Origin of the sequence: Synechococcus sp. MU1648, assembly GCF_023630615.1 — a bacterium.
Taxonomy (GTDB): Bacteria; Cyanobacteriota; Cyanobacteriia; order PCC-6307; family Cyanobiaceae; genus Parasynechococcus.
This window is the reverse complement of sequence record NZ_JAKUHI010000003.1, coordinates 40,883-61,699: the sequence shown is the minus strand read 5'-3', so window position 1 is coordinate 61,699 and position 20,817 is coordinate 40,883. Positions and strand designations below refer to the sequence as shown.

Annotated in this window: 25 protein-coding genes and 1 tRNA gene; 10 read left to right on the top strand and 16 right to left on the bottom strand. The window is 61.8% G+C overall.

All coding sequences use genetic code 11. The annotated features are described in order from the left end of the window. The first annotated feature begins 67 nt into the window (after positions 1 to 67). On the top strand, positions 68 to 1,216 hold the full coding sequence (locus NCN06_RS05090) for a PRC-barrel domain-containing protein (protein WP_370629834.1): 1,149 nt from the start codon (positions 68 to 70) through the stop codon (positions 1,214 to 1,216). Between the two features lie 24 nt (positions 1,217 to 1,240). On the opposite strand, the gene msrB is transcribed toward NCN06_RS05090, so the two are convergent. The 3 genes from msrB to NCN06_RS05075 all read right to left on the bottom strand — a co-directional run bounded on the left by msrB (position 1,241) and on the right by NCN06_RS05075 (position 3,045). Next, entirely contained in the window at positions 1,241 to 1,642 is a 402-nt protein-coding gene (gene msrB / locus NCN06_RS05085) for a peptide-methionine (R)-S-oxide reductase MsrB (protein WP_226398622.1), read from the bottom strand. Positions 1,643 to 1,670: 28 nt separating this feature from the next. Next, the gene (locus NCN06_RS05080) at positions 1,671 to 2,954 is read right to left on the bottom strand and encodes a glycosyltransferase family protein (RefSeq protein ID WP_226398623.1); all 1,284 of its coding nucleotides are present in this window, start codon (positions 2,952 to 2,954) and stop codon (positions 1,671 to 1,673) included. A gap of 9 nt (positions 2,955 to 2,963) precedes the next feature. Beyond that, positions 2,964 to 3,045 (bottom strand) — tRNA-Leu (locus tag NCN06_RS05075). 119 nt (positions 3,046 to 3,164) lie between these two features. On the opposite strand from NCN06_RS05075, the gene accC reads away from it, so the two are divergent. Continuing rightward, the gene (accC, locus tag NCN06_RS05070; RefSeq protein WP_166017737.1) at positions 3,165 to 4,511 is read left to right on the top strand and encodes an acetyl-CoA carboxylase biotin carboxylase subunit; all 1,347 of its coding nucleotides are present in this window, start codon (positions 3,165 to 3,167) and stop codon (positions 4,509 to 4,511) included. Positions 4,512 to 4,513: 2 nt separating this feature from the next. Here accC and NCN06_RS05065 read toward each other — a convergent pair whose 3' ends face one another. Further along, entirely contained in the window at positions 4,514 to 4,843 is a 330-nt protein-coding gene (locus tag NCN06_RS05065) for a YggT family protein (protein WP_166018068.1), read from the bottom strand. An 80-nt stretch (positions 4,844 to 4,923) separates the two neighbouring features. Here NCN06_RS05065 and psbX point away from each other — a divergent pair, with 80 nt between their 5' ends. The 4 genes from psbX to NCN06_RS05045 are packed head-to-tail and all read left to right on the top strand — an operon-like array spanning position 4,924 to position 7,019. Then, a complete protein-coding gene (gene psbX, locus NCN06_RS05060; RefSeq protein WP_115022502.1) occupies positions 4,924 to 5,046 on the top strand; it encodes a photosystem II reaction center X protein in 123 nt (40 codons plus the stop codon). A 49-nt stretch (positions 5,047 to 5,095) separates the two neighbouring features. Further along, positions 5,096 to 6,010 (top strand): Ycf66 family protein, encoded by a 915-nt coding sequence (locus NCN06_RS05055; protein ID WP_226398625.1) that lies wholly within the window; start codon positions 5,096 to 5,098, stop codon positions 6,008 to 6,010. Between the two features lie 5 nt (positions 6,011 to 6,015). Beyond that, positions 6,016 to 6,546: a TolB family protein gene (locus NCN06_RS05050; protein WP_115022505.1), complete on the top strand. Its 531-nt coding sequence runs from the start codon at positions 6,016 to 6,018 to the stop codon at positions 6,544 to 6,546. Beyond that, positions 6,543 to 7,019, top strand: a complete 477-nt coding sequence (locus NCN06_RS05045) for a TolB family protein (protein ID WP_226398626.1) — start codon at positions 6,543 to 6,545, stop codon at positions 7,017 to 7,019. The genes NCN06_RS05050 and NCN06_RS05045 overlap by 4 nt, the downstream gene beginning before the upstream one ends. Here the strand turns inward: NCN06_RS05045 and NCN06_RS05040 are convergent, their stop codons facing one another. Genes NCN06_RS05040 through NCN06_RS05030 form a run of 3 tightly spaced genes read right to left on the bottom strand, consistent with a single transcriptional unit; the run spans position 7,020 to position 9,603 of the window. Next, a complete protein-coding gene (locus NCN06_RS05040; RefSeq protein ID WP_115022509.1) occupies positions 7,020 to 7,220 on the bottom strand; it encodes a CAB/ELIP/HLIP family chlorophyll-binding protein in 201 nt (66 codons plus the stop codon). Positions 7,221 to 7,229: 9 nt separating this feature from the next. Then, positions 7,230 to 9,206 carry an ABC transporter ATP-binding protein/permease gene (locus NCN06_RS05035; protein ID WP_115022511.1) on the bottom strand — a complete coding sequence of 659 codons (1,977 nt, stop codon included), beginning with the start codon at positions 9,204 to 9,206 and terminating at the stop codon, positions 7,230 to 7,232. A 55-nt stretch (positions 9,207 to 9,261) separates the two neighbouring features. Beyond that, entirely contained in the window at positions 9,262 to 9,603 is a 342-nt protein-coding gene (locus NCN06_RS05030; RefSeq protein ID WP_115022512.1) for a histidine triad nucleotide-binding protein, read from the bottom strand. Between the two features lie 75 nt (positions 9,604 to 9,678). Here NCN06_RS05030 and NCN06_RS05025 point away from each other — a divergent pair, with 75 nt between their 5' ends. Next, positions 9,679 to 11,226: a YifB family Mg chelatase-like AAA ATPase gene (locus NCN06_RS05025; protein WP_226398627.1), complete on the top strand. Its 1,548-nt coding sequence runs from the start codon at positions 9,679 to 9,681 to the stop codon at positions 11,224 to 11,226. Here the strand turns inward: NCN06_RS05025 and NCN06_RS05020 are convergent. The 4 genes from NCN06_RS05020 to def form a co-directional block, all read right to left on the bottom strand. Further along, the gene (locus tag NCN06_RS05020) at positions 11,220 to 11,369 is read right to left on the bottom strand and encodes a hypothetical protein (RefSeq protein ID WP_166017731.1); all 150 of its coding nucleotides are present in this window, start codon (positions 11,367 to 11,369) and stop codon (positions 11,220 to 11,222) included. The two genes, NCN06_RS05025 and NCN06_RS05020, sit on opposite strands and share 7 nt — an antisense overlap. Positions 11,370 to 11,454: 85 nt before the next feature. Beyond that, positions 11,455 to 12,018, bottom strand: coding sequence for a DUF3747 domain-containing protein (locus NCN06_RS05015; RefSeq protein WP_226398628.1), 564 nt, complete (start codon positions 12,016 to 12,018; stop codon positions 11,455 to 11,457). Positions 12,019 to 12,068: 50 nt separating this feature from the next. Beyond that, complete coding sequence (locus tag NCN06_RS05010) at positions 12,069 to 12,266, bottom strand: hypothetical protein (protein WP_115022517.1); 198 nt, start codon at positions 12,264 to 12,266, stop codon at positions 12,069 to 12,071. 3 nt (positions 12,267 to 12,269) lie between these two features. Beyond that, complete coding sequence (gene def / locus NCN06_RS05005; protein ID WP_250398716.1) at positions 12,270 to 12,875, bottom strand: peptide deformylase; 606 nt, start codon at positions 12,873 to 12,875, stop codon at positions 12,270 to 12,272. A gap of 49 nt (positions 12,876 to 12,924) precedes the next feature. Between def and NCN06_RS05000 the strand changes: the two genes are divergently transcribed. The 3 genes from NCN06_RS05000 (at position 12,925) to NCN06_RS04990 (ending at position 15,587) form a co-directional block, all read left to right on the top strand. Then, positions 12,925 to 14,838 (top strand): S9 family peptidase, encoded by a 1,914-nt coding sequence (locus NCN06_RS05000; RefSeq protein WP_226398630.1) that lies wholly within the window; start codon positions 12,925 to 12,927, stop codon positions 14,836 to 14,838. Positions 14,839 to 14,932: 94 nt separating this feature from the next. Next, the gene (locus tag NCN06_RS04995) at positions 14,933 to 15,271 is read left to right on the top strand and encodes an MscL family protein (protein WP_166018066.1); all 339 of its coding nucleotides are present in this window, start codon (positions 14,933 to 14,935) and stop codon (positions 15,269 to 15,271) included. A 142-nt stretch (positions 15,272 to 15,413) separates the two neighbouring features. After that, positions 15,414 to 15,587 (top strand): hypothetical protein, encoded by a 174-nt coding sequence (locus tag NCN06_RS04990; protein WP_166017727.1) that lies wholly within the window; start codon positions 15,414 to 15,416, stop codon positions 15,585 to 15,587. Between the two features lie 6 nt (positions 15,588 to 15,593). Here NCN06_RS04990 and NCN06_RS04985 read toward each other — a convergent pair whose 3' ends face one another. The 5 genes from NCN06_RS04985 to NCN06_RS04965 are packed head-to-tail and all read right to left on the bottom strand — an operon-like array spanning position 15,594 to position 20,684. Continuing rightward, a complete protein-coding gene (locus NCN06_RS04985) occupies positions 15,594 to 16,874 on the bottom strand; it encodes a SufS family cysteine desulfurase (protein ID WP_166017726.1) in 1,281 nt (426 codons plus the stop codon). Next, complete coding sequence (sufD, locus tag NCN06_RS04980; protein ID WP_166017725.1) at positions 16,871 to 18,049, bottom strand: Fe-S cluster assembly protein SufD; 1,179 nt, start codon at positions 18,047 to 18,049, stop codon at positions 16,871 to 16,873. Before sufD ends, NCN06_RS04985 begins: the two co-directional genes overlap by 4 nt. A 2-nt stretch (positions 18,050 to 18,051) precedes the next feature. Further along, positions 18,052 to 18,840, bottom strand: coding sequence for a Fe-S cluster assembly ATPase SufC (gene sufC, locus NCN06_RS04975; protein WP_166017724.1), 789 nt, complete (start codon positions 18,838 to 18,840; stop codon positions 18,052 to 18,054). 42 nt (positions 18,841 to 18,882) lie between these two features. Beyond that, complete coding sequence (gene sufB, locus NCN06_RS04970; RefSeq protein ID WP_115022526.1) at positions 18,883 to 20,322, bottom strand: Fe-S cluster assembly protein SufB; 1,440 nt, start codon at positions 20,320 to 20,322, stop codon at positions 18,883 to 18,885. 5 nt (positions 20,323 to 20,327) lie between these two features. Continuing rightward, positions 20,328 to 20,684: a ferredoxin-thioredoxin reductase catalytic domain-containing protein gene (locus NCN06_RS04965; RefSeq protein WP_115022527.1), complete on the bottom strand. Its 357-nt coding sequence runs from the start codon at positions 20,682 to 20,684 to the stop codon at positions 20,328 to 20,330. Between the last annotated feature and the right edge of the window lie 133 nt (positions 20,685 to 20,817).

Sequence of the window (20,817 nt, the reverse complement as noted above, 5' to 3'; positions counted from 1 at the left end):
ACCTGAACGTGACAGTCGGAACCCCTGCGCCACAATGGCCTGACTGTCCATGGCCGAGGGCCCGCGCTTGACCCCGACCCCTTCCCCGACTGAAGCCATCACCACTGGCGTACCCAGCGATCGCCTCTGGTTGCGCTCTGAACTGATGGGCACCCAAGTGATCACCCGCGACACCGGCCGCCGCCTGGGGGTGGTCGGTGAAGTGATCGTGGATATCGACCGCCGTGAGGTGGTCGCCGTCGGTCTGCGGGACAATCCGCTGACCCGTTTTCTGCCCGGCCTGCCGCGCTGGATGCCGCTGGACCGGATCCGTCAGGTGGGAGACGTGATCCTGGTGGATTCCGCCGACTCCCTGAGTGAGAACTTCAATCCCGAGCGATACAGCCGGGTCATTAACTGCCAGGTGATCACCGAATCCGGTGAGCAGCTGGGTCGGGTGCTCGGCTTCGCCTTCGACATCGAAACCGGAGAACTGACCACCCTTGTGATGGGAGCCCTCGGCGTGCCCCTACTGGGGGAAGGAGTGCTGAGCACCTGGGAAATGCCGGTGGAGGAGATCGTCAGTAGTGGCCCGGATCGGATCATTGTTTACGAGGGAGCCGAAGACAAGCTGAAACAGCTGAACAGCGGTGTGCTGGAGAAACTTGGAGTCGGTGGCCCCAGCTGGGAAGAGCAAGAGCGGGAGCGTTACCGGGTCAACTTGGTGCCCGTGGAAAACCAGCTCACTTCTGGACAACCCCAGGAGCAGGAACAACGGCGCCTCCAGGCCTCAGAAGCTGAAAGGCTTGATGCTGATGCGGAACTCGAATACGTGGAACTGGAGGATCGGCGGCAGGAGGCCATGCAGCAACGCCGTTACCTCGATGAGCCCCAGCGGTATGACGAGCGGCGCTACGAGGAACGGCCGCGGTACGACGAGCGGGACAACGTCAGAAACGACCGCTCCACTGAACGACCGCGGTCCTACGAGCAGCAGCAACCCCCCGCCTACGACGAACCAGCGCGTTACGAGGAACAACCTGCTTATCAGGAGCAGCCTGCCTATCAGGAGCAGCCTCCCTACCAGGAAGAGCCGGCATATCAGGAGCAGCCGCCCAGGCGCGCCATGCCAGCCTCCCGCCGTGCTGTTCAGCAGTCCGGTGAACCCCTGGATGTGGAACCGATGGAAGACTCAGCTCCTCAGCGCGGGACCCAGGATCTGGACGACCCCTGGTGAGCGAGCCGGAGGGCGGGGAGACGATCAGGCCGACTTGAAGTCCAGAGATGCGCTGTTGACGCAGTAGCGCTGGCCTGTAGGGGCGGGGCCATCAGCAAAGACATGCCCTAGATGGGCATCACAGCGGGCGCAATTGATTTCGGTGCGCACCATTCCGTGGGTCAGATCCTGTTTGGTGCTGATCGCATCGGAACTCACACCGTCCCAGAAACTCGGCCAGCCGGTGCCCGAGTCAAATTTGGCGTCAGAACTGAACAACGGCGATCCACAGCAGATGCAGTGATACATCCCGGTGGCCTTGTTGTTCCAATAAGCACCGGTGAAAGCACGCTCAGTACCGCCGCAACGAGCCACCTGGAACTGTTCCGGCGTCAGGGATTGCTTCCACTCCTCTGCACTGCGTTCGACCGGATTGGACGGGGTCATGGACGTCGGATTTAGCAGCCTATTCAGCCTAAGAAGAGCTGAGCTCGCGGGGGAGCAATGCCCTCACCTCTGCAGCCAGGGCAGCCACCGCCCCTGGATCCCCCCGCAACGCCTGGAGATCCTGCCGCTGGCCCTCCAGCCTCTCGGGAGCATTCAGCCAGTCGCATGCTTCCAGCGCGATCTGCTCCGGCGTGATCGCCCCCACCCTCTCCGGGACCACGGCGCGGCCAGCACTGATGTTGGGCCAGGCCATCAGACCGTTGTTCCGCAGACGCCAGAGGGTCAGCAAGACCCCAATCAGACGCCGCAAGCCCGGCAAGCGCGCCAGCAGCCCGAGCCCACCATCCCAGGCCTGCATTACCTCAAGGTGCTGGGTGGGAACAATCACGATCATCGGCACAGCCAGTGCTCCAAGCTCGGCCGTGTTGGCACCAACGGTGGTCAGGGCCAGGGCGCACTGGCTCAAGGCCCCGTGGGCCGGATGCTGCTGCAACAGACGAATCCGCGTCCCCGCCGCCGTCACCAACTCGGTGACCAACTCCTCTTGGTCAACCGACGCGACGGAAGCGCTGTAACGGGCAGCGATTGGATTGGATCCACCGGCAAAACGGAGTAGCTCCGCCACGCTTGTGGTGGGAGCCAACGGGAGCAAGAAACGGCATTCGGGTTGCAATCGAGCCAGGCGGTCGGCGGTGTCGAGCAGAAATGGCATGCCCACGCACAGCTTTGCCGGCTTGGAGCCCGGCAGCAGGGCCACCCACTGGCCTTCAGGCAGGGGATCCTCCCGACGGGCGAAGGATGACAAATCCGCCATCAGATCCCCAACCACACGGCATCGGGACTGATAACGAACCGGAAGCTGGCGCTGAACCGCCTCCGACATGGCCGCGATCCGGTCGTTCCAGCCCGGCCAGCGCGCCACCCATTCGGCATAGGTGATGTGGCGATACCCAAGTCGAGCAGAGAGCAGAACGGTCCAGAACTGATCTCCTCCCAGGAACACCACCACACCCCGCCGGGGCCAGGGGCCGTACCGCTGCGGGCGCAACAACAGCGACCAGAAACGCCGTGCCGGCACGATGCGCTCAAACAAGCCCCAGGGCTCTGCCGCCATGGGCTCCTGCCCGGTGGCATTGGGACAGGGAACCAGGACCAAATGCAAGGACGCCGCGGCCGTAGAGGACCGTGGACGAAGGCGGAGGCTGGCATGCAGACGTTCCGCCAGTGGGCGGACCCATGTGGTCAGCTCACCGGGACCGTTTGAAACAAGAACGACGGCCGGTCCAGGTTCTGCTGCGCGGGGACGGGCCAAGAGAAAAAGTGCGGATGGCGAGACTTGAACTCGCAAGGCCGAAGCCACACGCCCCTCAAACGTGCGTGTCTACCAATTCCACCACATCCGCGTGGTCGACTTCACCGCTCGGGCTCTGTCGACGTCAGATCATACCGGGCGGGGTCTTTGCTTTCGGCTTGATCGGTCGGCGCTGATACGATCCGGCGTCAGGCCTGAAGATGCTGCGGGATGCCCATCGGCAAAGTGCTGATCGCCAACCGCGGCGAGATTGCTCTCCGAATCATTCGGAGTTGCCGCGAGCTCGGCATCGCCACCGTGGCGGTTTACAGCTCAGTCGACAAAGACGCACTCCACGTTCAGCTCGCGGATGAAGCGGTTTGCGTCGGCGAGGCGCTGAGCAGCAAGAGCTACCTCAACATCCCCAACATCCTGGCGGCGGCCACCTCCCGCGGCGCTGACGCCATCCATCCCGGCTACGGCTTTCTGGCCGAGAACGACAAGTTTGCCGAGATGTGCCGTGATCACGGCCTCACCTTCGTTGGACCGTCACCCCACGCGATTCGCTCGATGGGGGACAAGTCGACCGCCAAAACGACGATGCAATCGGTGGGTGTCCCCACGGTTCCCGGCAGCGAAGGTCTGCTCAGCAGCACGAACCAGGCGGCGGCCCTTGCCGAGGAGATGGGCTATCCCGTGATGATCAAGGCCACCGCCGGCGGTGGCGGACGCGGCATGCGGCTCGTGCCGGACGCCAGTCAACTGGAAAGCCTGTACAAGGCGGCCCAAGGCGAAGCGGAAGCCGCCTTTGGCAACCCTGGGCTCTACATGGAGAAATTCATCGACCGGCCCCGCCACGTTGAAGTGCAGGTGCTGGCCGACCGCCACGGCAATGTGGTGCACCTGGGAGAACGCGACTGTTCGATTCAGCGTCGTCACCAGAAACTGCTGGAGGAGGCCCCCAGCCCGGCCCTAGATCCAGAACTGCGGCTGCGCATGGGTGAAGCCGCCGTTGCTGCCGCCCGCAGCATTAATTACGAGGGCGCTGGAACGGTGGAATTCCTGCTTGATCGCAGCGGGGGCTTCTACTTCATGGAGATGAACACCCGCATCCAGGTGGAGCATCCGGTGACCGAAATGGTCACGGGTGTTGATCTGATTGCCGAGCAGTTGCGCATCGCCGGTGGCGAACCCATCAGCGTGCGCCAGGAAGAGATCCAGCTCACTGGCCATGCGATCGAATGCCGGATCAACGCGGAGGATGCACGCCATAACTTCCGCCCCGCCCCTGGACGAATCACAGGATGGCTGCCCCCGGGGGGACCAGGCGTGCGCGTCGACAGCCACGTTTATACCGGCTACGACATCCCGCCCTTCTACGACTCCTTGATCGGCAAGCTGATTGTCTGGGGCAAAGACCGCGACCACGCCATGACCCGGATGAAACGGGCCCTAAACGAATGTGCCGTCACCGGAATCCCAACAACGGTGGAATTTCATCTCGAAATGCTGGATCGACCGGAATTCATCAATGGCGACATCCACACCAAGTTCGTCGAGCAAGAGATGCTCCCCTGAACTCAGGCTGCCGCCTGAGCGTGCATCAGAATTTGCGACAGCAGCCCCTGCTGACCAACGAGCAACTCACGCACGAGGCTGATCAATCCAACCCAGATCACGGGGGTGACATCGACCCCACCAATCGGTGAGATCACGCGGCGGCTAAGCGCCAGCACAGGCTCCGTCGGCCAGGCCACCACGGGCCAAACGCCCTGGTTCAGGTCCACCTGGGGGTACCAAGTGAGCACGATGCGAAGCAGAAACGCCAGGGTCCAGGCTGCCAACAGCAGACCAAGAAGAAGATGAACAACTGGCAGGACCTGCAGCAGCAGCGGCGTCACAAAGCTCAAAGCAAATCGTCCCGTCATCGTAGAAAGCCGACATAGCTCCTTAGGATCAGCGCGGCTTTGATGCAGACAGCAGCAACCCCATGACCCCCTCCCTCTCCAACTTCCTGAGCAGCCTCGTTTGGGGAGGTGTGATCGTTGTTGTTCCCGCCACCATCGCGCTGATCCTGCTGAGCCAGACCGACCGTCTCGACCGCAAACTCTGACCTGCCCCTGGCGCCCCTCGTAGACTGAGCCCCTAGCGGGATCAGAGTTTTGGTTAACGCCAGTCTCAACTGGGCCAGCATCGTCGGCATTGTGTTGGCCGTCGGCGGAGCTCTGCTCTATTTCATGCGGACGTTCAAACCAGCCCTGGCTCGGGACTACGACGTCTTCTTCGCAGCGATTGGACTGCTTTGCGGAGGCATCCTCTTCTTCCAGGGATGGCGTCTTGACCCGATTTTGCAGTTCGGCCAATTCCTCCTAGCGGGTACAACCGTTTTCTTCGCTTACGAAAGCGTGCGCTTGCGTGGCGTCGCCACCGAGCAAGCGCGGCGTTCCGCCTATTTCGATGACGAGCCCGCCCCTGATCGCGGCGATGGTCCTGGTGGACTGCGCGGGGGCTGGGATGACGGCTACGACCGTTTCGATGAACCTCAGCCGGTGCGGCGGCGTTTCTCCGGCCGCGACGACGACCCTGAAGAGCGACCTGAAGAGGAGTTCTACAGACCGCGCCGCACCAGCCGCGCCGCGATCCCTGAAGAGGCAGCCAGCCGTCGCTCCATGGGTCGCAACCCAACGGATTCCGGCTGGGAACAAGACAGTGAACGCTCCCGCCGCATGGCCCGCTTCCGGGCCGGAGAAGCCCGTGATGAGCAACGCCCCGATTTTGGATCCAGACGATCGGAGCGGGACGATCAACGCCGCGGCAGCCGTCCTACGGGCCGCTCTGAACGTCCTGCCGGCGAACCCGCCCCGTCCGGCGCTGAGGATGCCGCCTTCAGTCCCAGCCGCAGCGCATCACTGAACCGGGGACGTCCCGGAGCCAACCCGGTTGCGACAACAGAGTCGAGGCGTTCTGCTGAACCGCCGCTGGCCTCGAATCGCCCGACCAGTAGCCGTCAACCCCCCCGCAGCTCAAGGCCGTCTTCCGGCAGCCCTCGGGACAACAGCTCCCGCTTTGACGACTGAGCCACTTGCGTCGCCCGCTGCTCCTTCTCCTGGCCAGCCTGGCGCTGATGGGCTGCAACGGTCGCCAAGAACGGGCCGGTGGAGCCCTGTTCGGCAGCAGTCAGCAGGCACCCGCCCTGAGTGGCAGTGGTGAATGGTTGGCGGTCGTGAGCGATCGCCGCGGCAGACCCACGGTGCAGCTGCGCCGCCTCAGCGACGGATCCGTGGTGTCCGTTCCGCAGCTGAGCCGTCATCAGCCCCACAGCTCCCCCTCCCTCAGCTGGAACGGTCGCTACCTGGCCGTCATCACCCAGCGTGGTCGCCGCAGACTCGCGGTGGTGACCGACCGCCTGAATGGACGAATGCATCCCCTGCCGCTGCCGGGGGGACGGGACCCGGTGCTGCTCAGCCTCGCGCCAGATGCACAGCAAATCGCTCTCCAGGTGACAGATCAGGGCCGGTGGCGCGTGGAACTGCTGGATCTGAGTGAAGTACTCGAACCAGACCGTCCACCGGGCCAGAGCCTCTCCACGCCAACACTGTCGTCAGAGCCATGATCCGCGTTGCTCTGATCTGCAGCCTGGTGCTGATGACGGGCTGCAGCAGTCCCAGACCCACACCCCGGCCCGATCTCAACGGCCTTCTGCGCCAGTCGGTGAACAGTCGCCGGGATCCATCCCTGGGGGGACGCTGGTTAGCCAGCCTTGGCCAACGCAATGGGCGGGAACGGGTCGAACTGATCGACCTTCGCAACCGCAGCCCTGTCCCGCTGCCAGGCCTCAACCGTGCTGACGCCCAACCCATCAGCGTCAGCGTCAGTGCGGATGGGCAGCGCTTGGCCGTCGTCCAGCAACGCGATGGCCGCACGGAACTGGTGCTCTATCGCCGCAACGTGGGCGCAACACAACGGCTGCCTCTGGATCCACCGGGCGTGCCCCGCAGTGTCAGCCTGGACGGAGCAGGCCGGCGTCTGGCGGTGCAGGTGAGCCGAAACGGACGCTGGGATGTGGATCTGATTCGTCTGCCCTGATCAGGGCAGCAACCCCGCCCAGTGCAGAAAGGTGTCGCGGCTGAGGGCCTCGATCAAGAGCACCGCGACAAAACCGACCATGGCGAAACGGCCGTTCACGCGCTCGGCATACCCACTCCAACCGAATGCCGGTACGTCGTTGGTGGTGGCGGACGTCTCCGGAACAGACGTGGAATCAGGCGTCTCGCTTGTGGAGGTCATCCGGCCGGTTCAGGAACGTTCGAAGTCATAGCTGGTCGCCGGGATCAGCCGCCAGTCGCGATCTCCACTCAACTCGAGAACGGTGTCATGGAACTCCTTCAAGGTCGGCCGGTGACCAACGCTGATGAAAGCCACCTCGCGTTCGCGCAGCAGCGCATAAAGACGGGATTCAGTGTCAACATCCAAGGCACTGGTGGCTTCATCAAGCACCACGACCTTGGGGGAATTCAGCAACAACCTGGCAAACGCCAGCCGCTGCTGTTCTCCCAGAGAGAGCAACCGCGGCCAGTCCTGCTTGATATCGAGGTCGGGGTAACGCTGCAGCAATTTCGCGAGCATCACCTGATCCAGAACGGCCCGCAGCTGTTCATCGCTGAAACGAGCCTGATCCAATGGGTAACAGAGCTGTTCGCGGAGCGATCCCAGAGCCATATAAGGCTTCTGCGGAATGAACAGAAGGTCCCCCTGCCCTGGGGAATACACAGTGCCTGTCGGTGATCCCCATAACCCACTCACAACCCGCAGCAATGAGGTCTTGCCACAGCCAGAGGGCCCGACCACAAGCAAGCCTTCAGAAGTGTCGAGCGAAAAGCTGAGATCGCGCACCAGCACGTTGTCGGTCCGCGGTGTTTTGACCGTGACCCCTTGAAGCGCCAAACGGTCGGACGGCACAATCCGCGGAGCGAAATCACTCCACTCCTCACGATCCAGGTTCGAGATATTCGACTGGAAACCTTCCAGCCGGTTAATTGATGCCGAGAATCGGGCCAGCGCTTCGATATTGTAGACAATGAAGAAGAGCGATCCCTCAACCAGGTTGTAAGCAACATTCGCCTGAGCGAAGCCGCCGTAATCCATCTCACCCGCCAGAATCGGCGCAGCAAGAATCAGATAAGGGATGAAATTACTGGCGTAGATGCTGGAACGCTGCAGCACACGCAGCAACACCTCCCAGACGATCAGAAGATTGAAGTTCTCAACAACAGTGGCCAAGCGACGCGTCACCTCCTTGGCTTCCTGCTGTTCACCTGCATAGAAAGCAATCGATTCGGCGTTATCCCTTACCCGAACAAGGCCATAGCGGTAATCCGCTTCGAAACGCAACTGAAAATTGTTCAGACGCACCAGCTTACGACCGGCAACAATCATCAAGACCGAAATAGCAGCGGCATAGGCCAACAGAGCGAAAGTCAAGCCCTCACTCACCGAATAAAGGATGAGGATATTGAGAGAAAAGGTGAGAATCGAATCAAAGATATTGAGTGCGAAGCCAAGGGCTTGAGCCGTGAAATCACGAACATCCTCTGAAATGCGCTGATCAGGGTTATCGACGTTGGTGGCCGCCTCATCGTTGGGGTTGAGGACGTAATACGCCCGATCCCGGAGGTAGTCGTCCACCAAACTCAGCGACAACCATTCCCGCCAGAACAGACCCAGCTTCTGGGTGAAATAAAACTGCAGACTGCGAATCGGCAGGGCAACCGCAAAACAAGCGCCATAGACCCAGAGATTGCGGTAGGACGCATCCCCGTCCTTGGAGATCAACGCATTGGTGAGATCCCTAGCGATGAATGTGATGCCGGCATTGATGCCGTTCACACTCAACAGCATCAGGATGATCAAACCGAGAAACAGCCAAGGCAGCCAGCGGCGGTGCCGCAGCTGGCCCCGCACGGAGGCGAACACCACAGCCCCCAGCACGAACAGGGCACTGATGCCCGTCCCCCATCCACGGGACCAGAGCATGGCCAGGGAGGACTGGACGCCACCGAGGTACTGACCGGTCAACTGCGGCAGCAGCCACGACAGGCCGTTCATCAGCCCGGTGACCAGGAACAGCACGATCCCGGCCACACAGAACAGCAGGCTCACCAGAAGTCCGATGAACTGCCAACCGTTGTCTTCGGTGTATGGAAAGAAGTAGGGCTGCGAAAGTCGACGCAGCTTGGCGGCCTGATCCCGCAGGTTCTGAAGCTGGTGGGTCATGCCACTGCTGAACTGTGCTCAGTCTGGCGGCCATTGCGCTGCTTCGCCGTCAGCATCAGCCGGGGGGCCAAGCCAGAGAACGCCCACCGATCACATGCACATGAAGGTGAAACACCGTCTGACCAGCACCGGCACCGCTGTTGATCACCGTGCGGAAGTCGTCCAGCCCCTCCTGTTTGGCGACCCGAGCAGCGACCAGCAGCAGATGGCCCAGCAGGGGAGCATCCTCTGCAGCACCGGAGCGCAGGCTCTCAATCGGCTTGCGGGGAATCACCAGCACATGAACCGGTGCCTGGGGGGCGACATCCCGAAAGGCCAGGCACTGCTCATCGCTATAGACCTCATCGCACGGGATCTCGCCGCGAAGGATCTTCCCGAAGATCGTGTCGTCTGCCATGGGCCTTAAGAACGAAGGAACAGCCATACCGGTGTGACAGCAAGGGCATGAATCTCCTGCGTCACCCACTTCAGAATGCTGGCACGTTGTCTCAGTGCATCCCTACAAGGTCTGGAGGCCAGGCCTGTGGTGGTGGAAGTGGATCTCGCCCCAGGCCTGCCGGGCGTCCAGCTGGTGGGCCTGCCAGACAAGGCCATTCAGGAGTCGCGGGAGCGCGTCCGCTCCGCCCTGCGCAACAGCGGCTTCCGCGGCCCCCTGGTTCGCGTGGTGATCAACCTGGCTCCGGCCGATCTACGCAAGGAAGGCCCCTCCTTTGATCTCCCGATTGCCTTGGCGCTGTTGGTGGCCAGCGGGCAGCTCGCCCGCCCTCAGCTGGAAGGCCTCTGGTGTGCTGGCGAATTGGGTCTCGACGGCAGCCTCAGGCCCTGTCGCGGGGTGATCGCCCTCGCCGACCAGGCCCATCAGCAGCAGGCCCGAGCCCTGGTGATCCCTCCCGCCAATGCCAGCGAAGCCAGCTTGATTGAGGGGCTGCCAATCCACACCGCGCCCAACCTGCGGGAGCTGGTTCTGCAACTCAAAGGAGAGCAACCCTGGCCCGTCATCGGTTGCAGCGGCTCCCGAGCATCAGGCCGCATCAACAGCCCGGAGCCCTTGCCATCCATTGAGACAAGCCTGGCTTCACGGGGCTTGGCCCTTTCCGCTGCAGGCGGCCACCATCTCCTTCTGGTGGGTCCCCCCGGCTGCGGCAAGACCCGCCTGGCCCATCACTTGCCACACCTGCTGCCGCCCCTGAGCCGGAAGGAAGCGCTCACCATCACACGCATCCATTCGATCGCCGGACATCTCCATGACATCGATCAACTGAAGCAGCAACGCCCCTTTCGATCGCCCCATCACAGTTGCTCCGCAGCCGCCTTGCTGGGGGGAGGACGCTCGCCCCGTCCCGGCGAACTCAGCCTGGCCCACGGTGGTGTGCTCTTTCTCGATGAGCTAGCGGAATTTCCGCGAACAGTGCTGGATCAGTTGCGGCAGCCCCTGGAGGAAGGCGCCGTACAGATCAGCCGCTCCCAGCACAGCACTGTCTTCCCCGCCTTGATCACCTTGGTGGCAGCCACCAATCCCTGCCCCTGCGGATGGCATGGCGATCGCGACCATGGCTGTCGCTGCAGCATCAGCCAGCGCCAGCGGTACTGGCAGCGGCTCTCAGGCCCGCTCCTGGATCGGCTCGACCTACAACTGCGGCTCGAACGGCGCTCCGCCAAGGAGATGGCGAACGTGCTGAATCCTCACGGCCCGTCGAAAGTCACCGAGTCCTGGTGCAGCCCAACACGGATTCAACGGGCCCGCCAGCGGATGCAGAGCCGCAATCCCGCCGGCTGCCGCAATGGCCGACTGTCGGCAAAAGCGCTGCGGCAGAGCGGAGCAATCGAGACTGCGGCGCTGGATCTATGGGAACAATTGATCCAACAACGCGGCCTGAGCACCCGCAGCAGTCTTCAGCTGTTGCGGGTGGCACGGACCATTGCTGATCTGAACGATCAGTCATCTGTTAACCGCAATGCCGTGGCGGAAGCGAGCTGCTACCGCTGCACCGATCTGCTGAGGGGACCTGAACCTCAGTAGTTGCGCGCCCGCTTGTCCGGTGTATCCCGGTAGGGCTGGGTGCCGATCGGCGGGGGCTGGAGATGGCGGTCGTTGAGCGACCCCAGCGCATGGGTCATCGCTTCACCAAACCACTCAAACCATTGCACAACTGTGGTTTTCATCACGGCCTCCTGGGTCTTCCTTCAGTGTGAATTCACTGACAGGTCTCGACAACAGGTGTTTTGACCGGTTTAGTCCCCTCTCAGCTCAGGGAGTCGGTGCGCTGTCTCGATAGACGTAGAGATGGCCCAGGCTTTTCTTGCCGTAGGCCCGTCGCTTCAGGGTCCACCCCGGCTCAAGCTTCAGCTGAACAAAGCCACTGGCGGCCCCGCCGGCCCGGGCGACGAGCAGGGTTGGCTGGGAGGGATTGCGGGTCGGTGTCGCCAGCAACTCAATATCACTGCCGCTGTTCACCACGCTGAGCCGATAACGGGTGCCAAGGTCATCACCACCGATGCGCAGGGAATAGCCGTTGCCGTCGATGTAACGGTTGCAGACCCCGGTGAAATCAAACTTGGACAGCAGGGGATCCACCATCGCCGGCGAGCCAGCACCCACCGCAAAACACGGGCGTTTCGTGGTCCGCTGTTCGTAGATGTTCAACTGCGAGCGTTGCCCCTGGCCGATGGGAGCCGACACCAGAACAAAGTTGCTCATCTCCACGGGCACCGCCGTGAACAGAGAGCCCTGGGCCAAGGCCACTGGTACCGAGGTCGCTGCGAGAGCTAGGCCAGCAGCAGCCACGGTTCGAAAGCGTGCCATCACGTCCATGGAGGAACTGAGCGGATCGTAAAAGTGATGCCTGAATCGGTCGCCCCCGATCAGGCCGGTTTATTGAGGCGTATGGCGACCAGCAGGGTGCCAACGGTTGCGGGGGCCGCAAGGGCCAAGATCCAACTGGTGGCTTTGACCCCGAGGTCGGGATCGCCATAGGCCAGTTCGAAGACACAACCTGTGCTGGCAATGCCAAGAACACAGGCAAGGGCCAGGAAAACGCCGGCCAAGGGTTTCATTGGCATGGCTCAGGCGACGCTCCGAACATGTTGGCGCTCGAAGCCCTTCTCCTGGAGCTCTTTCTGCAGACCGTCTTCATCGGTGACGCGATCGACGAACAACACGCCATTGAGATGGTCCATCTCATGCTGAATGCAGCGGGCCATCAAGCCATCGGCTTTCATCTTGCGGGGCCGACCCATCTCATCGCGAAAGCTCACTTCAATCGCCGTTGGGCGCACCACATCGAGATACACCCCAGGAATGCTGAGGCAGCCCTCCTCATAGGTATCGAGCCCGGCACTGGCCGCACTGATTTCCGGATTGATCAACACCAGAGGCGGTGTGGCCGCATTCTCCAAGTCGAGATCAATCACGAGCAGCTGCTGATGGATCCCCACCTGAGGTGCCGCCAGACCGATGCCCTTAGCGGTGTACATGCTGCGCAGCATGTCGCGGGCTAGCTCCCGCACCTGCTCATTCACCTTGCCGATGCGACGCGCCGACTTTCGCAGGACTTCATCGCCCAGGGTGTAAATCTCCAACGGCGGAGTTTCAAGGGCGGTTTTGGGGACCAGCATCGTGTCCCGCGACTTGTCGGCCTGACGGGCCAACTCTGCAAAGCTTCCTGCCAAGGCCAACGCCGCGTTGATTCAGCATGGTAAGCGGCCTAATTCAGCCGCCATGGGAGCCGTTCCGTTATCCGCGCAGCATGCCGTCGGCCGTTTGCCGGGGCTCAAGGAACCGGTACTGGTCAGTGGACCAGATGCAACGGTGTGGCTGATCTGGCTGGAGCAACGTCCCCAGGAACGGGGCCGCACCACAGCCTTGATTCGCCGTTTCGGCGATTCCGAAGCGGACCCTCTGGAGCTGACGCCGGCCCCCAGCAACCTGCGCAGTCGCGTGCATGACTACGGCGGCGGGGTGCTCGCCACTGCTGTGGAGCAGGACAGGCTGATCCTGACCTGGATCGACAGCGGCTGCGTCTGGCGTCAGGACTGGCGCCTGCCAAAGACCAACACAGACCATCCCACCCCCCTGGCAGCAGCCGAACGGCTCAGCCGGGAGGGCAACTGGGAGCTGGCGGATGGCGTGCTCGATCTACCCAGGCAGCGCTGGATCGGAATCCGTGAAGTCGAGGGCCGTGACGAGCTGGTGAGCCTGGCGTTGAGCGGGGCCGATCAGAACCCGTTGCTGCTGCACCAACCGGCGGACTTTGCCGGCTATGGCTGCTTGAGCCCCGATGGCCAGCGCTTCGCCTGGGTGGAATGGCAGCAACCCGCCATGCCCTGGGACAGCAGCAGTCTGTGGTGCGCGGGGTTCAGCGACACGGGCGGGCTGCTCCAGCCCCGTCAGTTAGCCGGGGGCGACGGCGTCTCGGTGTTTCAACCCCAGTGGCTGTCCGACGGACAGTTGCTTGTGGCGGAAGACAGCACGGGTTGGTGGAATCTGATGCTCCAACCCAGCGCCGATGCCGACTGGGAAAGGCCCTGGCCGATGGCCGCTGAAACAGCCATGCCCCAATGGATCTATGGAATGAGCACCACGGCTTGGGATGGCGAACAGCTGATTGCAGCCGTGTGCAGCCGCGGGGCCTGGTCATTTCAACGGCTCAGTCTGGATGGAAGCGTGCAGCCGTTGCCGCAGCCCTTTGATGATCTGGCGGGATTGAGCGCCTGCCAAGGCCGCGCCGTGGCCGTGGCCAGCAACGGCACCAGCGTGGCCGGACTGCTGGAACTCGACCTGCGACCAACCACCCCAATCTGGAGCCACAGCCCTGCCATACCAGCCCCCTTGGCGGCAGAAGAGATCAGCGTGGCCGAACCGCTGTGGTTCAACGGCCACCAATGGGAACGCACCCATGCCTGGTACTACCCCCCCAGCGGCAAACCACCAGGGGCAGCCCCACTGCTGGTGAAAAGCCACAGCGGACCAACGGCCATGGCCCGCCGCGGCCTCAGCCTGGCGATCCAGTACTGGACCTCCCGTGGCTGGGGCGTGGTGGATGTGAATTACGGCGGCTCAACGGGGTTCGGCCGGGATTACCGGGAGCGGCTGAACGGTGGCTGGGGGGTGGTGGATGTGGCCGACTGCGCCGCAGCAGCCCGGGCCTTGATCGACTCCGGTCGCGCTGATCCCGACAAGATCGCCATCGAAGGTGGGAGTGCTGGCGGGTTCACCACCCTGGCGGCTCTGTGTTTTACCGATGTGTTCCAGGCCGGTGCCTGCCGCTATGCGGTGTGTGATCTCACCGCCATGGCCGAAGACACCCACCGGTTTGAGGCGCGCTACTGCGATGGTCTGGTGGGGGCATGGCCAACGGAACGTCATCTCTATGAGAAGCGATCGCCCCTGCTACATGCGGATCAAATCCGCTGTCCGGTGCTGTTCTTCCAGGGGTTAAAAGACAAGGTGGTGCCTCCGGAACAGACCGAGCGCATGGCCGAAGCCCTGCGCAGCAACGGCATACCGGTGGAGGTGCAGCTCTTCGATGACGAAGGCCATGGCTTCCGCAACCAAGCCACACAAATCCAGGTTCTGGAAGAAACCGAAGCCTTTTTTCGGCGTCAACTGGGCCTGGCGGAGCAGCGGAAGTGAAGACCAGAGGTCATCATCAAATCACGACAGATCGAGACAAATAAGCAACAAATACAAACTTCCCATAGGATCAAAAGATATCAATGTTCAGATCATGCTTCAACGTTGGCGCCGAGAATTTATCGAGTTCTTCTTCACCAAGGGCAGTGCTCTGACGGTCGCAATTGCATTCATTGTGGGGCAACAATTCACAAGAATCGTTGATTCAGTCACTAAAGACCTCTTGATGCCACTCCTGAACCCCTTTGTTCCCAAGGGCAGCTTCGAAGATCTCAAAATCAACTATTTCGGCGGCGCAATCGAGATTGGGAAGCTAGTTGACACCATCGTCGAAGCCCTCTTGGTGGCCTGGATGCTGTTCCTCATCCTCAAGGCGATCAAACGGATTGAGCGGCAAACCTCAGCATCCACCGAAGAATCAGGGCTGAGCTAGCAGATGGTTACAACCCACACAACCGGGTTCAGCAAATGTGATGGCTTAAGCGAGCAACCAACAGGAACGTTCAACCTGTGCCCCATGGAACGGATGAAACTGCATCGGGCCTGAGATGGTGTCCAAAGCTTCCTGAGTATTAATGCGGATCCTGCGTTATCGCGGCAACAGCTACGCCAGCCCTGAACCGATTAACGCAGCACCCCGTGCCGGCGTGCGGTCTTACCGCTGGGTGCAGTACACCATCCAGAGCGGCAACGTCGTCCCCCTGGAGCAACGCGAAGGCATTTCGAACGATCAGCAGCTGGCCGCCTGAGTCGGCTCAGCTGTGTTCGCGCAGGAAGGCGACCGTGGAGGCGAGCTCCTCGCTGAAGCGGTCGATCTCTTCAAAGGTGCTGGTGAAGCTCAGGCTGGCCCGGGCTGAAGCCGTGACGTCATACAAACGGTGCAAGGGCTGACAGCAGTGGTGACCACTGCGGATGCAGATTCCAGACGCATCAATCAGCGCGGCAATGTCATTGGCATGCACGCCATCCACAAGGAATGTGGCCAGGGCACCGCGGTCGGGCTGCTGATCCGGCGTCGGCCCCAAGACCCGCACACCATCAATGGCCTGCAGCCTGTTGAACAGATGCCGGGTGAGCTGAGCCTCCCAGGCCTGAATCGCCTCCAGACCAACTGCCTGCAGATAACGAATTGCGGCACCCATGCCCACCGCTTCTCCAATGGCAGGGGTTCCAGCTTCGAACTTGTGGGGCAGCACCGCCCAGGTGCTGTGATCCAGGTAGACGTCCTGGATCATCTCCCCACCACCGAGGAAGGGAGGCATCGCCTCCAGCAGAGACTCCCGCGCCCAGAGAAAGCCCATGCCGGTGGGCCCGCAGAGCTTGTGGGACGAGCCGACAAGAAAGTCGGCCTCCATCGCTGCCACATCAATCGGCTTGTGGGCCAGGCTCTGGCAAGCATCAACGAGCACGCAGGCGCCAACGGCATGGGCCGCCGGGATCACCTGATCAAGGGGATTGCAGCAGCCGAGTGCATTGCTGATGTGCACCAGGCTCACCAGCCGGGTGCGCTGGCTGAGCTGGGCCTGGAAATCGTCCAAATCCAGCTCACCGGATTCGGTGATGCCGACATGACGCAGCACACAACCGGTGCGCTGGGCCAGGAGCTGCCATGGCACCAGATTGCTGTGGTGCTCCATCACGGTGAGGAGAATTTCGTCCCCCTCCTTCAGGTTTGCGTCACCCCAAGTGCGCGCCACGAGGTTGATCGCTTCACTGGCATTACGGGTAAAGACGATCTCCCGGGCAGTAGCGGCACCCACGAAGGCCGCAGTCGTGCTGCGGGCTGCCTCAAAAGCATCGGTGGCGCGGGCACTGAGCTGGTGGGCGCCGCGATGCACGTTGGCGTTGTCGCAGCTGTAGTACTGCTGCAGCGCCTCCAGCACCTGGCGGGGCTTCTGACTGGTGGCGGCGTGATCGAGATATATCAGCGGCCGGCCATCGGGAGCCAACTGCTCAAGAATCGGGAAGTCGGAACGATATCGAGAGGATAAATCCACGAAATCCGCACCAGATCGTGCTTTTGCGGTGATTGTCATGGAGCAAGGCTGCCCATCACGCGCTCCAGGGGACGCCAAGCCTGCGCAGCAGCAGGAAGCTGCTCGATCACCTCCTGGCAGGCCCCGCGCAACAGCAGCGCGGTCGCCTCCGCCGCGGCGATCCCACGACTCTGGAGATAGAACAACTGATCGTCTTGGAGTTGAGACACGGTGGCGCCGTGGGCGCAGCGCACATCGTCCGCCACGATTTCCAGCTCGGGCTTGGTGTCGACCCGTGCGCGATCAGACAGCAGCAGGTTGCGGCTCAACTGCGCTGCATTGGTGCGCTGGGCATCGCGGGGAACACTGATAGCACCGTTGAAAATCGCGTGGGATTGGCCACCGGCCAGGCATTTCTGCAACTGATCCAACTCCCCTTCAGGCCCGTCGAAACGCACCGCGGTATGGGTGGCCAGCTGCTGTTCGGCGCCAGTCACCACCAAACCCTTGAGCACGGTCTGCGCTTGTCCATCCACCTGCACCACCCGGGGCTCCACCCGTCCAAAGCTCCAGCCCTGAACGACCGAGGTGAGGGCATAGGAGCTGCGGGGCTCCTGCTCAACCGCCAAATGCGCCATCAACGACGAAGCGCCATCAGCCGTGGCCAGCACCCCATGCCGAAGTTGCGCCTCCTGCCCCAAATGCACTTCCAGCAGGTGGCTGTGGGCGGACGCACCCTCCGCCAACAACACCTGCAGCAACTCAAGCTCCGCCTTTTCCTCGAGCAGAAGTAGCACCCGGGTGGCGTTCAACCCGGCACCCGCCGCGAGGACCAGTTCCAGCGAACCCACGCGCCCCCGCACCCTGAGGGCCAGGATCTGCTGCGCTTTGGCGTGGTTGAACTCCACCGGCCAGGCCTGGGCGCAACCGCAGCAATCAAGTGTGTGGCCGAGGGCCTGCTTCAGCTCATCAGCATTGAGAACCGTGATCCCCTCCGGGAGGAGCTGCCCTGCCAAGGGATCGTCAGAACCGTTGAGCACCAGACGGGTCACCCCCTCCACGCTGGGCGGCAGTGGTGCTGAAATCGTTGACGCGCTGGTCGGCAACGCCGACACAGCCGCAAGACGCTTGAGGTCGGTGAGTCGCCAGGACTCTTCCCGGCGGCTGGGCAGACCGAGGTGCTCCAACGCGGCGCGACCGCGCTCCTGCACCGGCGCCAGCACGCTGCTCCCCATGATCAAGCAGCCCCCTGAGTGGCCAGCTCCTGATCCACCCAGTCGTATCCGGTCTGCTCCAACTCAAGGGCCAGTTCCCGTCCGCCAGTGCGCAGGATCTGGCCCGCAGCCATCACATGGACATAGTCCGGGGTGATCTCATCAAGAAGACGCTGGTAGTGAGTGATCAACAGCGTGGCGTTGTCTTCCGTCGCCAATTGGTTCACTCCACCGGCAACGATGCGCAGGGCGTCGATATCGAGACCCGAATCGGTTTCATCGAGAATCGCCACCACAGGCTCAAGCAACGCCATCTGCAGGATCTCGTTGCGCTTTTTCTCACCACCGGAGAACCCTTCATTCACACTCCGCTCGAGAAAGGCGGGGTCCATCTGCACCACCTTGAGCTTGTCGTGCACGTGATCCTCAAAGGCAAACGTGTCGAGCTCCTCCTCCCCCTCTTTCTCCCGCCGAGCATTGGTGGACACCCGCAGGAACTCCAGGTTGCTAACGCCGGGGATCTCAACCGGGTACTGAAATCCGAGAAAAACCCCCAAACGCGCCCGTTCTTCGGGCTCTAGATCAAACAGATCCTGACCGCGGTAGCGAACGGTGCCGGCAGTGACTCGATACGCCGGATGCCCAGCCAACACCTTGGAGAGCGTGCTCTTGCCACTGCCGTTGCGGCCCATCACGGCATGGATCTCACCAGCCCGCACCTGCAGATTCACCCCCTTGAGGATGGGCTTGTCCTCCACGGAGGCATGCAGGTCTTGGATGTCGAGCAGCAGCTCAGCGTCAGGGCGAATCACGGAAGAAGGCGTTGAAAAACAGAGACAGGGTGGAGACAGGGATCAGCCCACGGATCCCTCGAGTTTGAGGGCCAACAATTTGTCAGCCTCAGCAGCGAACTCCATGGGCAGCTGGTTGAAGACGTCGCGGCAGAAGCCACTGACCATCATTGAGACGGCTTCTTCAAAACCGATGCCACGGCTCTGGAGATAGAAGAGCTGGTCTTCGGAGATGCGACAGGTGCTGGCCTCGTGCTCGATGGCCGCCTGCGGCTGCTGAGAACGGATGTAGGGGTACGTGTTCGCAGCAGCCTGATCGCCAATCAGCATCGAATCGCACTGGCTGTAGTTACGAGCTCCCTTGGCATTGGGCCCCATTTGCACAAGGCCTCGGTAGCTGTTGCTGGAGCGTCCGGCGCTGATGCCTTTGCTCACGATCGTGGAGCGGGTGCGCGGTCCGACATGGACCATCTTCGTTCCGGTATCGGCCTGCTGGCAGTTGTTGGTGAGTGCAACGGAATAGAACTCACCTACTGAATCAGCACCCTGCAGCACACAGCTGGGGTACTTCCAGGTGATGGCCGAACCGGTCTCCACCTGGGTCCAGCTGATGCGGCTGCGGTCACCACGGCACTGGCCGCGCTTGGTCACGAAGTTGTAGATCCCGCCGACACCGTTTTCATCGCCGGCATACCAATTCTGAACCGTGGAGTACTTAATGGAGGCATCCTCAAGGGTCACCAGTTCAACCACCGCAGCGTGGAGCTGGTTGGTGTCAAACATCGGGGCGGTGCAGCCCTCGAGGTAACTCACCGAGGCACCTTCTTCGGCCACGATCAGGGTCCGCTCGAACTGACCGGTGTCCCCGGAATTGATCCTGAAATAGGTGGACAACTCCATCGGGCACTCCACCCCCTTCGGGATGAAGACGAAGGATCCGTCGCTGAACACCGCTGAATTCAGGGCGGCGAAGTAGTTGTCGTTGCTGGAAACAACGGTGCCGAGGTAACGCTCGATCAGCTCGGGGTGCTCTTTCACCGCTTCACTGAAAGAACAGAACACCACGCCGTGTTCCGCCAACTTCTCTTTGTAGGTGGTGGCGATCGACACGCTGTCGAAAACAGCATCAACAGCAACATTGCTGAGGCGCTTCTGTTCGCTCAACGGGATGCCGAGCTTGTCGAAGGTTTCCAGGAGCTTCGGATCCACCTCATCAAGGCTGGCCTTCTTGTCCTGCTGCTTGGGCGCGGCGTAATAAACGATGTCTTGGTAGTCGATCTCGGGATAACCGAGAGCAGCCCAATCAGGCTCCTCCAGGGTGAGCCAGTGGCGGAAGGCCTTAAGCCGAAACTGCAGCAGGAACTCCGGCTCTTCCTTCTTGGCCGAAATCAGACGAACGACCTCCTCGCTGAGACCCTTGGCGATCTTGTCGGTCTCGATCTCGGTGACAAAGCCGTACTTGTACGGCTGACTGACGAGATCCCGTGTGGAGGTACTGGTCATTCAGTTCAGCCGACGGTGGCGTTAATCGTTTCAGTGGAGATGGACTGCGTCTTGTCAGGGCAGGCGAAAGGATTGTCCTCAGTGAGGAAGAGCATGCAGTGGCATTCCTTGCGTTCACGCATCGGAACACAGGGGCAGTTCCAAAAGGCCTGGGAGACCTCGGCCTCTTTGTCGTCGTAGTGCCGGCATGGGCACAGAGCGCCTCCCAGGTCGTCCTTGTGACGCGCGAGACCTTTCAGAACAACAGCGGTGACACTGGGATCAGCACAGAAATAGGTGCCTGTCCGCTGCGCATAGGTTTGAGCGAACTTGCGGATCACCTCCAGGCTTTCTGCTGTCGGCTCTTGAGGGGCGTCGGACATGGAAGTGGAGGGAGCGGCGAATTACGAAACCCCGCGGTTTCCTTATCGGAAGCCTAGGCCAACAGGCCTCCGGTCAGCGGGCTTCCCATTGTGACCTGCAACCCGGCCGACATTCCGAGGCAATTCGATGGCA